Genomic DNA, 14,423 nt, shown 5'->3' on the forward strand with positions numbered 1-14,423 from the left:
GGCAAAGCCGCCGATGATCGGCAAGGCCGCGCCTGTCGTCGTCATCGGGGGCAGCGGCTTCATCGGCTCCAACCTCGCGGCGAGTTTTCTGGCCGATGGCGAGGATGTTGTTGTTGTCGACAATCTGAGCCGCCCCGGCGTGGACCAGAATCTGGCGTGGCTGAAGGAGCGCTATGGCGCCAGGGTGCATCCGCTTGTCGCCGACATCCGCGATCGCGCCGCGATCGAGCCTGCTTTCGCGAACGCCAGGGCGGTGTTTCATCTGGCCGCGCAGACCGCGGTGACCACCAGCCTCGCCGATCCGGTCGAGGATTTCGAGGTCAATGCTCGCGGTACGATCAATGTGCTTGAAGCGGTGCGCAAGGGCGGCAGGCGTATCCCGATCATCTTCGCCAGCACCAACAAGGTCTATGGCGGTCTCGACGACCTGGCCATGGTCGAGATCGATGACCGCTATATCCCAGCCGACGAAGCCATCCGCAGCTTTGGGGTGGCCGAAAACCGCGGCCTCGATTTCTGTACGCCCTACGGCTGCTCCAAGGGCGTAGCCGATCAGTATGTGCTCGATTATGCCAAGAGCTACGGCCTGCCCACGGCCGTGCTGCGCATGAGCTGCATCTATGGGCCGCGCCAGTTCGGCACCGAGGATCAGGGCTGGGTGGCGCATTTTCTCATCCGCGCCCTCGAAGGCCGCCCGGTCTCGATTTATGGCGACGGCAAGCAGGTGCGCGACATATTGCATGTCACCGACGCAGTCGCGGCTTACCGGGCGGTTCTGGACGCCATCGGCTCCGTAACGGGAAACGCCTTCAATCTTGGCGGTGGACCGCTCAACGCCGTCAGCCTGCGCCTTCTGCTGCGCGAAATCGGTCGCATCACCGGCAGCGAAATTCCAGTGACTTACGGGGACTGGCGCCAGGGCGATCAGTTCTACTTCGTCGCCGACACCCGCAAGATCCAGTCGGCGCTGGGCTGGAAGCCGCGGATCGGCTGGCGCCAAGGCGTTCGAGATCTGGCGCACTGGCTGGAGACGAACCGCATCACGCCCGAAATGCCGGCGGCCATTCCCGAGCGGAGGATCACCGCATGAGAGTAGCCCTGGTAAATCCGTCCTGGACTTATGACGGCAGCATCTATTTCGGATGCCGCCATCCGCACCTGCCGCTGGAGCTCGGCTATTGCAAGGCGCTGCTCGAAAGTGATGGGCATGAGGTGCTGATGCTCGACGGGCAGCTGCAGCGTCTCGACAATCAGGCGCTCGCATCCCGCGTGGCGGATTTCTCACCCGGTATGACCGTCGTCACCACCGCCCCAACCTATCTTTTCTGGCGCTGCGCGCCGCCGGAACTTCGGGTGCCGGCCGAATTTCTTAGCGCATTGGGCGACAGCGGCGGCGCAACCGTGGCGGTCGGCCCGCATGCATCGGCCACGCCCGCTCCGACGCTGCGCAAGCTAAGCGTCGACATCGTCGTGCGCGGCGAATGCGAGGAAGTGGTCGCCGAACTCGCATCGACCCGCGACTGGAGCAACATCGCCTCGACGGCCTATCTCGAGGAGGGCCGCACAATCGTCATCGGACCCGTCCACGCCAGCTCTTTCGTGAACCATCCGGCGCTGAAATGGCCGGCGGACTGGCTCGCCAATCACCATCATCACCACCACCGCTTCGATAGCGAGCCACACGGTCTTGGGGCCGAGGTCGAAGCCTCGCGCGGGTGCCCCTACAATTGCAGCTTCTGCGCCAAGATCGATTTCCGCGATGCCTATCGGCGGCGAAATCACGAGGTGATCGTCGAGGAGATAGACGCGCTGATCGCGCAGGGCGTCGGCTACATCTATTTCATCGACGAGATTTTTTTGCCGCAGAAGGCACTGCTCGAAGCCCTTGTCGGACGGGACGTCCAGTTCGGGGTGCAGACGCGGATCGATCTCTGGAAACCGGAACTGCTGGAGTTGCTCGGCGCCGCCGGCTGCGTGTCGGTCGAGGCTGGGCTCGAAAGCCTGACGGTCGAAGGCCGCGAAATGCTGGCCAAGCGCTGCCGGCTCGGCACCGAGGAATTGGCGGAGCTGCTGATCAAGGCCCGCCGCCACGTGCCGTTCGTTCAGGCCAATCTGATTGGCGTGGTGCAGGACGAGAAGTCGCTGGTCGACTACTGGCGCAAGCACCTCATCTCCAACGGCGTGTGGGCAAACGACCCGGTGCCGCTCTATCCCTATCCGAGTTCGCCGAGCTACCGCGAAAAGTGGGGCGAGCCCGATGACCACGCCTGGGAGCGCGCCCACGATCACTACCTCGCCTCGTTCGACGCCTTCAGCGAAATCCAGGAACAGCAGCCGCTGCCGCTGCCGGTCCTGGAGCAGCAATGCTGCAGAGCGTGACCATGCCGCCGCGCCGCATATTGATGACGATCGACGCCGTGGGCGGCGTCTGGCGCTACGCCATGGATCTGGCGGCTGCGTTGCTAGCGGAGGACGTCGAGACTATTTTCGTCGGCCTCGGACCCCTTCCCTCGGCAGGTCAGCGGCGCGAGGCAATGGCGATCGGAACCCTCGAGTGGCTCGACGCGCCGCTTGATTGGATGGCGAAGGATGAACCGGAACTCGATGTGCTGCCGCGGCTCATTGCGCGGATGGCCGACAGGCACCAAGCCGATCTCATTCATCTCAATCTGCCGTCGCAGGCGCGCGGGCTCGACGTCTCCTGCCCGGTCGTGGTGGTTTCTCATTCATGCGTGGTGACCTGGTTCCGCGCAATGCGAGGCGCGCCGGTCCCCGAGGGGTGGGCATGGCAGCAAGGGGCCAACCGCGCCGGCTTTGACCGGGCCGATGCCATCATGGCCCCGAGCCGCAGCCATGCGGACATGCTTCGCGCCTGCTACGGGCCGCTTCCGCGCCTCACGGTAGTTCCCAATGCGGTGGCCGACCATTCGCCGGCGGTCTCTGCCTCCAGGGAAGACTTCGTCTTCGCCGCCGGGCGTTGGTGGGACGAGGGCAAGAATGGCGAGGTGCTCAGCAAGGCCGCTAGTGCGATGGCCTGGCCGCTCCTGATCGCCGGACCGACGACTGGCCCCGGCGGCCAATTCGTGTCGATGCAAGGCGTCAGGCAAATCGGCGAGGCGTCAAACACAAAAGTTCGGGCGCTGATGGCCGGCGCCGGCATCTTTGTCTCGCCGTCGCTCTACGAGCCCTTCGGGCTCGCCGCTCTGGAGGCCGCGCATTCGGGAACGCCGTTGGTCCTGTCCGATATCGCGACCTATCGCGAGATCTGGCATAGCGCGGCGCTGTTCGCCGATCCTCATCGGCCTGAAGCGTTTTCGGATGCTGTCAATCTGCTTGTCCTCGATGAGCACCTGCGCATGGAAATGGGCGCGAAGGCACTTGCCCGTTCACGCCGGTTTACGCCGGAGTCGCAGGCGGCTGCGGTACTCCGCGTCTATGAGGCGGCGGCTCAGTCGGCATGCCCGCTCGGCGTGGCGGTGTAGCGATGCGTATCATTTTCTATACCCACTCGCTGGTGTCGGATTGGAACCACGGCAACGCGCATTTCCTGCGCGGCGTCATGCGTGAACTCATCGCCCGCGGCCATGACGCGATCGCTCTCGAGCCTGAGGATTCTTGGAGCCGTCAGAATCTCTTGGCCGAGCGCGGCCCGCTTGCAGTCGAGCGCTTCCGCCGCGATTTCCCCGGCCTGGTTTCAAAGAGCTACGGCCCGGAGTTCGACCACGAGGCAGCGTTGCACGATGCAGACGTGGTGATCGTACATGAGTGGACGGAGCCTGAACTTGTAGCGCGGATCGGCCGCGCTCGCCGCAATGGCGGCAGGTTCACCCTGTTCTTTCACGACACGCACCATCGCGCCGTCTCGCAGCAGCGCGCCATCGCCGATCTCATCCTGCAGGATTACGACGGCATACTCGCCTTCGGCGAGACACTGCGGCAGCGCTATCTCGACTCCGGTTGGGGCCGTCTCGTGTTTACCTGGCATGAGGCGGCGGACGACCGGCTGTTCCGGCCGCTGCCGGACGTCGAGAGGACCGGCGATCTCGTCTGGATAGGCAATTGGGGCGATGACGAGCGCACCGCCGAGCTGGAAACGTTTCTGATCAGGCCGGTCGCCGAACTCGGCATAGACGGGACGGTCTGTGGCGTCCGTTACCCGGAGGAGGCGCTGGCCGCTCTTCGCGGCGCGGGTTTGCGCTACCGCGGCTGGATCGCCAATGCCGATGTGCCGCCGGCCTTCGCCCAGCACCAGGTGACGGTGCACATTCCGCGCCGTCCCTATGTGAAATCACTGCCAGGCATTCCGACGATCAGGATGTTCGAGGCTCTGGCCTGCGGCATCCCGCTGATATCGGCGCCGTGGGACGACGCGGAAGGCCTGTTCCGGCCGGGCGAGGATTTCCTGTTCGCGCATAGCGGCGCGGAAATGACCGCGCTCCTAAGGCAGGTGCTCTCCGACCGCGCGATGGCCGACAATTTGGCCGCCTCAGGCTTGGAGACAATCCGCGAGTGGCATACCTGCCGCCACCGCGTCGACGAACTGCTCGCCATTTTGGCCGATCACGGTTCGGCTCGCGTTATCGATCAACTTGCGCCGAAGGAAGCTGCACAATGAAGATCGCGTTCTACGGTTCCAGCCTGCTCTCGTCCTACTGGAACGGGGCGGCGACCTATTATCGGGGCCTGCTGAAAGCGCTTGCGGCACGCGGTTACGACATCACCTTCTACGAGCCCGACGTCTACGATCGCCAGAAGCATCGCGACATCGATCCGCCCGACTGGTGCCGGGTGGTCGTCTACGACGGCACGATCGAGGCGTTGCGGACCGTGACCCGCGAAGCGGCAAACGCCGACATTGTCGTGAAGGCGAGCGGCGTCGGCTTCGAGGATACTGCGCTGCTCGAGCACTCGCTGGCCTGGGCCCGCCCGGGAGCGCTCAGGATATTCTGGGATGTCGATGCGCCGGCAACCCTCGCAGAGCTGCGCGCTGACCCCGCCCACCCGATGCATCGTGCGCTGAAGCGGATCGATGTCGTGCTGACCTATGGCGGCGGCGATCCGGTCGTTTACGACTACCGGCAGATCGGGGCGGCGGAATGCATCCCGATATACAATGCGCTCGACCCCGAGACGCATCACCCTGCGGAGCCTGACCCGCGCTTTGCCGCAGATCTGAGCTTTCTCGGCAACCGCCTGCCCGATCGGGAGGAACGGGTCGAAAGCTTCTTCTTTGCGCCGGCAGCAAGGCTGCCCGGCCAGAGATTTGTCCTCGGCGGCGCCGGCTGGGGCGACAAGCCGATGTCGGGAAATGTCGACTACATCGGTCACGTCCCGACCCGCGACCACAATGCTTTCAATTCGACGCCCAAGGCGGTGCTCAACATCAGTCGCTCCAGCATGGCTGAGAACGGCTTCTCGCCGGCCACGCGCGTTTTCGAGGCGGCAGGCGCCGCCGCCTGCATGATCACCGACGCATGGACCGGTATTGACCTGTTCCTGAAGGACGGTGAAGAAATACTGGTCGCCCGCGACGGACAGGATGTCCAGGAACTGCTGCAGGAGCTTTCGCCGGATCGCGCCCGCGACATCGGGAAACGCGCCCTGGAGCGCGTCTTGCGCGAACATACCTACGCACACCGGGCCGCCGACGCGGATCGCATCTTCCGGAGCTTCGCCGGCAGGGCGCTAGTGGAGGCAGCGGAATGAAGAATCCGTCGCTGGACATAGTCGTTATCGGGCTTTCCCTTTCCTCATCCTGGGGAAACGGCCACGCAACCACGTTCCGCAGCCTGCTGCGCGGCCTTCATGCCCTCGGCCATTCGGTTCTGTTCCTGGAGCGGGATGTCCCATGGTACGCAGACAGTCGCGACCTGCCGGATCCCGACTTCTGCGTCCTGAAATACTACGACGGCATATCGGACATGACGAGCCGCTTTGCCAAGGCAGCGCGCGACGCCGATGCGGTGATCGTAGGGTCATACGTACCGCAGGGCGTGCAGATCATCGATGCTGTCGCCGCCATACGGTCAGGGCGCCCGCTGTTCTTCTACGACATCGACACGCCGGTCACCTTGGCCAAGCTCGCCAACCGCGACGAGGAATATCTGGCGCGCCGCCAGATTCCGCGGTTCGACACCTATTTCTCCTTTTCCGGGGGTCCGGTGCTCGACAAGCTTGAGAGCGAATTCGGCGCGCGCAACGCTGCCGCTCTTTACTGCTCGGTTGACGCCGGGCAGTACCGCGCCACCGGCGAACCAATCGAATGGGATCTCGGCTATATCGGCACCTACAGCCCCGACCGCCAGCAGACGCTCGAGCGGCTGCTGATCGAGCCCGCCCGGCTTCTTCCCGACAGGCGCTTCGTCGTCGCCGGGCCGCAATATCCGGCCGACATTGCCTGGCCGGCCAATATCGAGCGGATCGAGCATTTGCCGCCGGCCGAGCACGCCTCCTTCTACAGCCGCCAGCGTTTCACCCTCAACGTCACGCGCGCCGACATGATCGAGGCCGGCTGGTCGCCCAGCGTCCGGCTGTTCGAGGCGGCCGCCTGCGGCACGCCGATCATCAGCGATTTTTGGAACGGCCTCGACCATCTGCTGCCGGATGGCGACGCGATCGTGGTCGCCCGCTCGACGGATGATGTGATCGCCGCCCTTACGCAGACAAGCGACACCAGGCGGGAGGCTATAGCCCGAGCCGCGCGGGCGCGTGTGTTGGCAATGCATACGGCCGAAGTCCGGGCGCGCGAACTCGCTGCGCATTTTTCACCGGAGAGGCAGAGCCTGCGGATTCCGCAGGGGATTGCCGGCGGATTGACCGAAAGCGCGGCGTAAGGCGGCGTTGGTGAGAAGGAAAAGCGGCATGCATGGCGGGAATGGACGGCTCAAAACAAAGACCGCGCTGGTGGCCGGCGGGGCAGGTTTCGTTGGCTCGCATCTTTGCGATGCTCTGCTGGCGGCAGGGCACAGAGTGATCTGCGTCGACAATTTCCTGACAGGCTCGCTTCGCAACGTGGCGCCGCTCCAAAATTACCCCGACTTCAAGCTTTTGAAGCATGACGTGTGCGATGCGCTTTCCCTGCCGCGGCCGGTCGACTGGGTGTTCAACCTTGCCTGTGCGGCCTCGCCACCGCGCTACCAGGCCGATCCGGTACATACGATGATGACCAGCGTCGCGGGCACAAAGAATCTCCTGTCGCTTGCTGAGGAGCATGGCGCTGTCTTCGTCCAGGCGTCGACCAGCGAGATCTATGGTGATCCCGAGGAGCATCCCCAGCGCGAGGACTATCTCGGCCACGTAAACTGCACCGGCCCGCGCGCCTGCTACGACGAGGGCAAGCGCGCCGCCGAAGCGCTTTGTTTCGATTTTCTGCGCGCCGGCCGCGTCGATGTGCGTGTGGCGCGCATCTTCAACACCTATGGGCCGCGCATGCAGGCCGATGATGGGCGCATCGTCTCCAATCTGATCGTCCAGGCGCTCAAGGGCGAACCGCTGACCGTCTATGGCAGCGGCGAACAGACGCGATCGTTCTGCTACGTATCCGACCTTGTGCGGGGGCTGATCGCGCTGATGGAAGCCGATCCCAACCCGGGCGTCCCGGTCAATCTCGGCAATCCCGGCGAGTTCTCGATCAACGAACTGGTCGAAATGGTTTTGGCTCTGATCCCGACATCTTCCACGATCGCATACGGGCCGCTGCCCGCCGACGACCCGCAACGCCGCCGGCCCGATATCGGGCGAGCCATAAAGCTCCTCGGCTGGAAGCCGCGGGTGGCGCTGGAGCAAGGCCTGCGCGAGACCGTGTCGTGGTTCGAGGCGACTCTGAGCCGCGCGTCCGCTCGCCGGAGCCGGCGGAAGCTCGGCGTCACGACCACGGGCGGCCGCGTGGCGCTTCAGGCGGGCGAATAGCCCGCTATCCGAACTCCCTCAACTGACGCGCTTCCTCCTCGAGGATTTCGGCGATCTCATCGACGCTGATATGTGTTGCCATCAAGTGAATGGCGCATTCCAGGAAAGATATGGACGACCGCCGCAGATAAGCCTCGGTCGCCTCGGCCGCCATCTGTTTGGCACGCTTGACCTCATTCTTGCGCATGGCGCGCTCCCGCTCGGTTCTCCGATAAGCCAACCGACGAGCCGGTCACTTGTTCCGAATCCGCCATGAAACATACGGAACAATTGCCGAATCCTGCCGTTGGGCCGCCAAAACCGGGATTCGGAAACCATGCCGAGAAGATACAGAGCCGTGGTGCGGGACGAATTGTCCGCCGATGTGATCGACCAGTTCACTGGTCTGCCGGCGCGCTGGTTCGCCCATCCGCTGGTCGATATCGAAAGCGACGAGGCCACTGATCTCGCCGACCTTCTGAACCTGCTCGACCGCCGGCGGCGCATGCAGCACCAGCCGCGCGGCGCTGCTCGCTAGCGCCCGCCCACCGCCCGAGAGCAGCTGCGTCTTGCCCGAAGAGCGGCGGGGATTTGCCCCGAAGCGGAACGAACGGGCGGGCGGGTGGTTTTGGTTGTGAAGGAGACGTCGATGTTCGACACGCAACCGATATGGATGTTCGCCACGGTGCTTGGACCGGTGGTCCTGGGCGCAATTATCGCTTACGCCCTTTTGGCGCGCCGCCGCCTTTCGCCGCGTGAAAAGCGCGAGCGTGATGCCGCAACGCGCAGGCTCTATGACGAAGAAAGCAGCAAACACTCATAGGCCGCAGCGCGCCAGATCATACCTGCCGTTGGCCTCCAACGGGGCGGAACCTTTTCGCGTCACGATAGTTTGAAGGCTCAGCCAGCGCTGCCTGCATCCGCTTGCTCAAAAGACGATCGATAAGAAACTGGAGGAAGTGATGGACGACAAACGCTTTCCCTCGCCGCTCGAATTGCGCATTGCCGGAACCCATACGAGGCGGGTGGCCACCGTTTGGGAAGCCATCGAATGCCTTCAATCGCAATGGCCAATAACGACCCCGCCGGCGTACCGCGCGGCAATGCGCGCCTGCCGGGATGCGCTCGACGGGCTACGGCCGGTGTCGGAGGCGCGCCGTGCATTCCGCGCTGCTGCGCGTGAGGCCGGTCTTCTCGGCGCGAAAGCCCATCCACACGCACGATCCGTTTCGCAACTTGTGAATCCGAACCGGACCGGTGCGCTGCAATTAATCCCAAATCCGCGTGAAAAAGGCCACGATGCTGCAGAGCGTGTTTGAAAAGCCGGTTCAGGTGGTTCTTGGCCGGCAGGGCATAACCTCAGTCGTCGGCCCGGAACAGGCCACGCAATGTCTGACCAGCGGCTTCTGGCCGGATAAATCGGGCGTCGCCTTCGAAAACGCGATGAGCGCTTGTCTCAAATCGCTTTCCGGCGTCTGCGCGCCCGAAATGGCGCGCGAGGCCTTCATCTCGGCGGCCAGACGCGCTCATATTTTGGTGGAGGACGAGATCGCGCATTGAGTCCGCGGCCGATCCATCGGCGCCACCACGCATCCTTCCCGACGCCTGGGAGCCCAGGAACGAATCAGGCTTCCGGCCGTTCGCCTTCACTTGTATAGTAAAGGGCTTGGACGCCGTGGAGATGTATTATGGTAGCACGGGCGGTATGGAAGGGTTTTATGAAACTTGGCACCGTCACGTGCGGCGTCAAGCTGACGGGGGCGACGAGCGAAGCTGAGAAGGTGCATTTCCGCACCCTCAATCGCAAGTCGAAGCTGCCGGTTAAGGCCCGCTACGTCGACGAGGAGACCGGAGAGCCGGTCGAACGCGAAGACCAGATCAAGGGCTATGAGCTCGACAATGGCGACTTCGTGCTCATCGAGCCCGAGGAGATCAAGAGCCTGAAGGTGACGTCGGAGCACACGCTCGACATTGAAGGCTTCGTCGACAAGGCTTCCGTCCAGTCGCTCTACCTCGAAAAACCTTATTATCTCTATCCGGCAGATCGGGCCTCAGCCGAGGCTTTCGCCGTCGTTCGCGAGGCGATGAAGCGCAAGAAGCGGGTCGGCACCGCCTGCATAGTGCTTTATCAGCGCGAGCGCCCTGTCGTCATAGAGCCGCTCGGCAACGGCATGATCATGACGACGCTGCGCAACCACAATGAGGTCGTCGCCGCCGATACCGTGTTTGACGACATTGGCGACCGCAAGGTCGATCCCGACATGGCCGAGATCGCCTCGCTGATCATCGAGAAGAAGATAACGAAATTCGATCCGTCGAAATTCGAGGACCGTTACGAGAACGCCCTGATCGAGCTGATCAATGCCAAGCGCACTGGCAAGAAGTTGCCCAAGGCAGCCCCTGCGCCGAAGGAGAACGTCATCAACCTCGCCGATGTGCTGCGCAAGAGCTTGGAGAAGGAAGGCGTAAAGGCTCCGGCCAAGAAGCCGGCCGCCAGGGCCGAGCCGAAGCTCAAATCCGCCTGACGCCGTCAGGACGGGATGAAGATCGCGACGTTCAACATCAACGGCGTCAATGGCCGGCTGTCTCGACTGCTGGAATGGCTGGAGGAGGCGGAACCGGATGTCGTTTGCCTGCAGGAGTTGAAATGCTCCGACCGGCAGTTCCCGGCGAAGACGCTCGCCCGCGCCGGCTACGGAGCGGTATGGCACGGGCAAAAATCCTGGCATGGCGTCGCGATACTGGCGCGCGGGGCAGAGCCGGTCGAAACCGCCCGCGGCCTGCCAGGCGATGATGAAGACAGCGAGAGCCGATATATCGAGGCCGCGGTCAAAGGGGTGATCGTGACCTCGCTCTACGCACCCAACGGCAATCCGCAGCCCGGCCCGCGCTTCGACTACAAGCTGGCCTGGATGGAGCGGCTGCAGGCGAGGGCCGGCGAGCTATACGAAGCCGGCCTGCCGGTGGTTCTCGCCGGCGACTTCAACGTCGTTCCCACCGAAGCCGACATCTATCCGACCACTTCGTACCGCGACAATGCGCTGATTCAGCCCCAAAGCCGGGCCGCTTTCCGCGCCCTCCTCGCCCAAGGCTGGACCGACGCAATTCGGGCGCGATACCCGACCGAGACCATCTACACGTTCTGGGATTACAAGCGCGGTCGCTGGTCGCGCGATGCCGGCCTCAGGCTCGATCATTTGCTTTTGAGCGACGAGCTCGCCGGCAAGCTGATAGACGCCGGAGTTGACAAGGCGGTACGCGGCCGGGAAGGCGCAAGCGACCATGCGCCGACATGGATCGTGCTGCGGTAGCAGCCGCGCTTGAATGAGCCGAATTCAATCGGCTGCCGGCGCGCTGTTGGTGGTAGCGTCGGGCGTGTCGGTCTGCTGCTGGCCGCCTGTACCGGTCTGCGGTGTCGGGTCTGCGTCCACTTCGGGTGCAGGGACCGGCTCTTGCGACCCGGGCGCGTTCGGATCGGTTTCGCCGCAGCCTGCAAGCATGGCCAAAAGCCCAATGGCGAGTATGTCGATCTTCATTCCGTCTCCGTGGAGCCTGATCCCGTTGTTGGGATCGCGCACTTGCTCTCGTCAACAGACCGGCGGCTGATTCGTTCCGGTTCGGGGCGGGCGGAACTTTCCTTCGGATCCACTGTTTCGGAAAAGCCGGGCAATGCCGGCTGGCGACTTCTGGAGCATTATCCCATGAACACTGCGAACTTGCAGCTCGAGGGCCTTTATCTGGCCATTGCGTCCATCAACAGCGCTCTGGTGCGCAAAGGGCTGCTTACTGTTGAGGAGGTCGATATGGCGCTCCGCCGGGCGGAAGCGAACGCTATCGGCGAAGATCGGCTGACCGAAGATCTTTCGCCAGCCAACCGCGACGCGGTCTGCTTTCCGATCCGCCTGCTCCAGATCGCCAACAACAGCCAGGCGGCGGGCGAAGTTCCGCAATTTTCGGAGCTGGCGAGGCTCGTCGGCGAAACCAAGCGGCCCTACAACGACCAGATGTGACTGGCCGCTTCAGCTTCAGCGGCCGGGCGGTTAAGTCGAGGAGTCATCAGGCGCTCATCAGAAAGGTGAGAGCTGGCAGTTACATTGAGAAGTAGAATGGGCCAGCGACTCTTGCTTCGCGCCCGCCCAGTTCGGCGCTGCAGTTGGACTTGATATTCGAATTGCCGCTCATCTTGATTGTATCCGCGACAATGCGCATGCAGGTGCTGTTGGCGCTGTTGTTGCCGTTATACGTGAGTGCGCCATACGGAAAATAGAGAACGCCATCAAGGTCGGTGGCTCCGTTTCCGTTAAATAGATGTGATGCCGTGTTTGTGCGCGCCGACATGATGAGCATGCCTGCATAATCTCCGGTTTGAGGCGCGCTCAGCGACAACGATCCGTTGCCATTCACCGTTATGCCTCCGTCAGCCATGTAGATGGTTACCCCGGCCCCAGAGACCTTTCCTTTGACCGATAGCGTTCCCTCGACATAATAAAGGCCCGGCTCGAGCGTTTTGTCGCCGTTCAGATCGAGGTTACGATATCGTCCCGGCCTGACGGTCAAATCGCTTGAGCTCGGGTTTGGGTATAGTACAGGCGGTATCGGTTCCTTTAGGTTCCCCCAAGGATCGGGAAGTCGCCACGCGTTCAGCCGATTGTGCTCGCAATCAGTAGTCAGTCCGCTGGTTGCGACTATACCACCGGAGGATTGAAGGCAGTCTGCTTCAAGGGATGCACTGCCGCCAACGTAGATGGAATCCGTGGCTGATGAATTGGAGGCGATGATGCAGCCGTCCATGCTGACTACAGTACTCCCGGCTGCTTCGAAGGCACGGGGCGCAGTCCGATTAAGCGCATAGACGCACGCTGCGTCGCCGTTGTTGGAGGAAATTCGGGACTGCACGAGAATATTTGTCGAGGTGGGACTATCACCGGCGAAACGGGGAATAAGATAACGATAGGTGAGACGGGTTTCGGTCCTGAGACTTTGCGTCCCGTCCTGCTCCATTCCCATGCCAAGGTAGGTAAGCGACGGAGTGTCGTTCGCATCTATGTCGAGCGAAGCCAAGTTAGCCTTCAGAAGATTGTCTCCATAAGCTTGCAATTCGCTATCGCTGAGGCCGGAGTTTACCTTTACCGCAATCTCCATACTTGCTGCGTCCAAGGCCAATTGCAGCCTGCTTCTCTCCAAGGTCATGTTGGTCACATCCACAGCCACGCCGACCGCCCCCATAAGGGGGAGGAGCATGATACAAATACCCACGGCAAAGTTACCGCGGCGGTCTTGGACGAACCGTTTCAAAGAAACTCGCAGCTGGGATAGCAAGACCATGCGCCGCGCAGGGAAAATTCCTGCCAGGCCGGTCGCCAGCGCACAATTGCCTCTGGTATCCTGCAGAAACCTGCGGAACATGGAATTTCGCCCCCGTATCGCGGGGACATTCCCACAAAACCCCTAAACAGCCTGTTTTGGAAATCGCTCGATTGCCGCCGGCGCGTTTCATGCCGCGGTAACCAAAACCCCACATAGATCGAAACCGAACATTCCAGGTTTCTAATTATTCAGGATTGCCGCCTAGCGTCCGCTCCACAAAGGGGCGCGAAAGGCTGGTGGCGTGAGGGGCAAGGCAATTACCATGATAGGCATCGCCGCCGTGTTCGGCGCGATCTCGATCTTTGCCGCCGATCTGTGGATCAAGAGCGAGGCCAGCGCCCGCACAACGGAAGTTGCGGCGCCGTTGCCGGCCGTTCCGGAAGTCGAATTCAACACGATCGTCGTCGCCACCGACCCGCTGCGCTTCGGCATGCCGATTGATCGGGCGCAATTACGGGAGATTCCATGGCCGCAGGAGGCGCTGCCGCAGGGGTCGTTCAGCACCATAGACGCGCTTCTGGCCGAAGGCAGCCGCGTCGTGCTGTCGCCCATCGAGATCAATGAGCCGCTGCTGCTGGCCAAGCTGTCGGGTCCAAACGGCCGCGCAACCCTCTCCAACCTACTTTCGCCGGGTATGCGCGCCGTGACCATCCGCACCGACGAGATCGCGGGCGTCGGCGGCTTCGTCACGCCGGGCGACCGCGTCGATGTCGTGCTGACGCGCGACGCCGGCGCGATCAGCGAAGTCGAGAAGAATGCCAAGGGTGCAGCCGGCTCGACAATCACCACCGAGATCGTGGTCGAGAACGCCAAGGTGCTGACGGTCGGCCAGGGCGCCGACACACGCCAGACCAGCCCGCAAATCGTGGAATCGGTCACCATCGAAGTCGATGGCGAGGGCGCGCAGAAGGTTGCGCTCGCTCGCACCGTGGGGACACTGTCGCTGTCGCTCAGGTCGTCCAGCCAGGGCGGCGCATCGGTCGACGGCGTGACGACCATCTCGGCCTTTGGCGGTTCAGTGGCTGCCGGTGTGGCTGAAGCCACGGGCGTGCTGTTCGAGACCGCCGCCCAGGAGCCGGAAGGGCCGAAATTCACGACAGTCATCGTGACGCGCGGTACCGAGCCGCAAAGTTATCAGGTCGTATCGCCTGACGAATGAAATGCCGGCA

The 14,423-nt window shown here is 62.9% G+C and carries 17 protein-coding genes and 1 pseudogene; 15 read left to right on the top strand and 3 right to left on the bottom strand.

Going from position 1 to position 14,423, the window contains the following annotated elements; translation table 11 throughout:
• Positions 1–25: 25 nt before the first annotated feature.
• The 7 genes and pseudogenes from ABVK50_RS26760 to ABVK50_RS26790 all read left to right on the top strand — a co-directional run.
• Positions 26–1,090, top strand: a pseudogene (locus ABVK50_RS26760) (NAD-dependent epimerase/dehydratase family protein); the annotation flags it as partial.
• Entirely contained in the window at positions 1,087–2,379 is a 1,293-nt protein-coding gene (locus tag ABVK50_RS26765) for a TIGR04295 family B12-binding domain-containing radical SAM protein (RefSeq protein ID WP_353643702.1), read from the top strand. The pseudogene ABVK50_RS26760 and the gene ABVK50_RS26765, both read left to right, overlap by 4 nt.
• A complete protein-coding gene (locus ABVK50_RS26770; RefSeq protein WP_353643701.1) occupies positions 2,364–3,482 on the top strand; it encodes a glycosyltransferase family 4 protein in 1,119 nt (372 codons plus the stop codon). The genes ABVK50_RS26765 and ABVK50_RS26770 overlap by 16 nt, the downstream gene beginning before the upstream one ends.
• Before the next feature lie 2 nt (positions 3,483–3,484).
• Positions 3,485–4,615, top strand: a complete 1,131-nt coding sequence (locus tag ABVK50_RS26775; RefSeq protein ID WP_353643700.1) for a glycosyltransferase — start codon at positions 3,485–3,487, stop codon at positions 4,613–4,615.
• Positions 4,612–5,706, top strand: a complete 1,095-nt coding sequence (locus ABVK50_RS26780; RefSeq protein WP_353643699.1) for a glycosyltransferase — start codon at positions 4,612–4,614, stop codon at positions 5,704–5,706. The genes ABVK50_RS26775 and ABVK50_RS26780 overlap by 4 nt, the downstream gene beginning before the upstream one ends.
• Positions 5,703–6,833, top strand: coding sequence for a glycosyltransferase (locus tag ABVK50_RS26785; RefSeq protein ID WP_353643698.1), 1,131 nt, complete (start codon positions 5,703–5,705; stop codon positions 6,831–6,833). Before ABVK50_RS26780 ends, ABVK50_RS26785 begins: the two co-directional genes overlap by 4 nt.
• A 28-nt stretch (positions 6,834–6,861) precedes the next feature.
• Positions 6,862–7,908, top strand: coding sequence for a UDP-glucuronic acid decarboxylase family protein (locus tag ABVK50_RS26790; RefSeq protein ID WP_353643697.1), 1,047 nt, complete (start codon positions 6,862–6,864; stop codon positions 7,906–7,908).
• A 4-nt stretch (positions 7,909–7,912) separates the two neighbouring features.
• Here the strand turns inward: ABVK50_RS26790 and ABVK50_RS26795 are convergent, their stop codons facing one another.
• Positions 7,913–8,095 (bottom strand): hypothetical protein, encoded by a 183-nt coding sequence (locus ABVK50_RS26795; RefSeq protein WP_040584441.1) that lies wholly within the window; start codon positions 8,093–8,095, stop codon positions 7,913–7,915.
• A gap of 129 nt (positions 8,096–8,224) precedes the next feature.
• Between ABVK50_RS26795 and ABVK50_RS26800 the strand changes: the two genes are divergently transcribed.
• From ABVK50_RS26800 to xth, 6 genes are all read left to right on the top strand, one after another.
• Positions 8,225–8,425 (top strand): hypothetical protein, encoded by a 201-nt coding sequence (locus ABVK50_RS26800; protein ID WP_353643696.1) that lies wholly within the window; start codon positions 8,225–8,227, stop codon positions 8,423–8,425.
• 111 nt (positions 8,426–8,536) lie between these two features.
• Positions 8,537–8,710, top strand: coding sequence for a hypothetical protein (locus ABVK50_RS26805; protein WP_353643695.1), 174 nt, complete (start codon positions 8,537–8,539; stop codon positions 8,708–8,710).
• Positions 8,711–8,849: 139 nt separating this feature from the next.
• On the top strand, positions 8,850–9,206 hold the full coding sequence (locus ABVK50_RS26810; protein ID WP_353643694.1) for a DUF982 domain-containing protein: 357 nt from the start codon (positions 8,850–8,852) through the stop codon (positions 9,204–9,206).
• Positions 9,187–9,447 carry a DUF982 domain-containing protein gene (locus tag ABVK50_RS26815; protein WP_353646982.1) on the top strand — a complete coding sequence of 87 codons (261 nt, stop codon included), beginning with the start codon at positions 9,187–9,189 and terminating at the stop codon, positions 9,445–9,447. The genes ABVK50_RS26810 and ABVK50_RS26815 overlap by 20 nt, the downstream gene beginning before the upstream one ends.
• Before the next feature lie 128 nt (positions 9,448–9,575).
• Positions 9,576–10,412 carry a Ku protein gene (locus ABVK50_RS26820; RefSeq protein WP_353643692.1) on the top strand — a complete coding sequence of 279 codons (837 nt, stop codon included), beginning with the start codon at positions 9,576–9,578 and terminating at the stop codon, positions 10,410–10,412.
• Between the two features lie 15 nt (positions 10,413–10,427).
• The gene (gene xth, locus ABVK50_RS26825; RefSeq protein ID WP_353643691.1) at positions 10,428–11,198 is read left to right on the top strand and encodes an exodeoxyribonuclease III; all 771 of its coding nucleotides are present in this window, start codon (positions 10,428–10,430) and stop codon (positions 11,196–11,198) included.
• Positions 11,199–11,222: 24 nt separating this feature from the next.
• Here the strand turns inward: xth and ABVK50_RS26830 are convergent, their stop codons facing one another.
• Positions 11,223–11,423 carry a hypothetical protein gene (locus ABVK50_RS26830; RefSeq protein WP_353643690.1) on the bottom strand — a complete coding sequence of 67 codons (201 nt, stop codon included), beginning with the start codon at positions 11,421–11,423 and terminating at the stop codon, positions 11,223–11,225.
• 165 nt (positions 11,424–11,588) lie between these two features.
• Between ABVK50_RS26830 and ABVK50_RS26835 the strand changes: the two genes are divergently transcribed.
• Positions 11,589–11,897 (top strand): hypothetical protein, encoded by a 309-nt coding sequence (locus tag ABVK50_RS26835; RefSeq protein WP_353643689.1) that lies wholly within the window; start codon positions 11,589–11,591, stop codon positions 11,895–11,897.
• Between the two features lie 79 nt (positions 11,898–11,976).
• On the opposite strand, the gene ABVK50_RS26840 is transcribed toward ABVK50_RS26835, so the two are convergent.
• Positions 11,977–13,293: a TadE/TadG family type IV pilus assembly protein gene (locus ABVK50_RS26840; RefSeq protein ID WP_353643688.1), complete on the bottom strand. Its 1,317-nt coding sequence runs from the start codon at positions 13,291–13,293 to the stop codon at positions 11,977–11,979.
• A 223-nt stretch (positions 13,294–13,516) separates the two neighbouring features.
• Between ABVK50_RS26840 and cpaB the strand changes: the two genes are divergently transcribed.
• Positions 13,517–14,413: a Flp pilus assembly protein CpaB gene (gene cpaB, locus ABVK50_RS26845; RefSeq protein ID WP_353643687.1), complete on the top strand. Its 897-nt coding sequence runs from the start codon at positions 13,517–13,519 to the stop codon at positions 14,411–14,413.
• The last annotated feature ends 10 nt before the right edge of the window (positions 14,414–14,423 follow it).

Source organism: Mesorhizobium sp. WSM2240 (assembly GCF_040438645.1).
Classification (GTDB): domain Bacteria; phylum Pseudomonadota; class Alphaproteobacteria; order Rhizobiales; family Rhizobiaceae; genus Allomesorhizobium.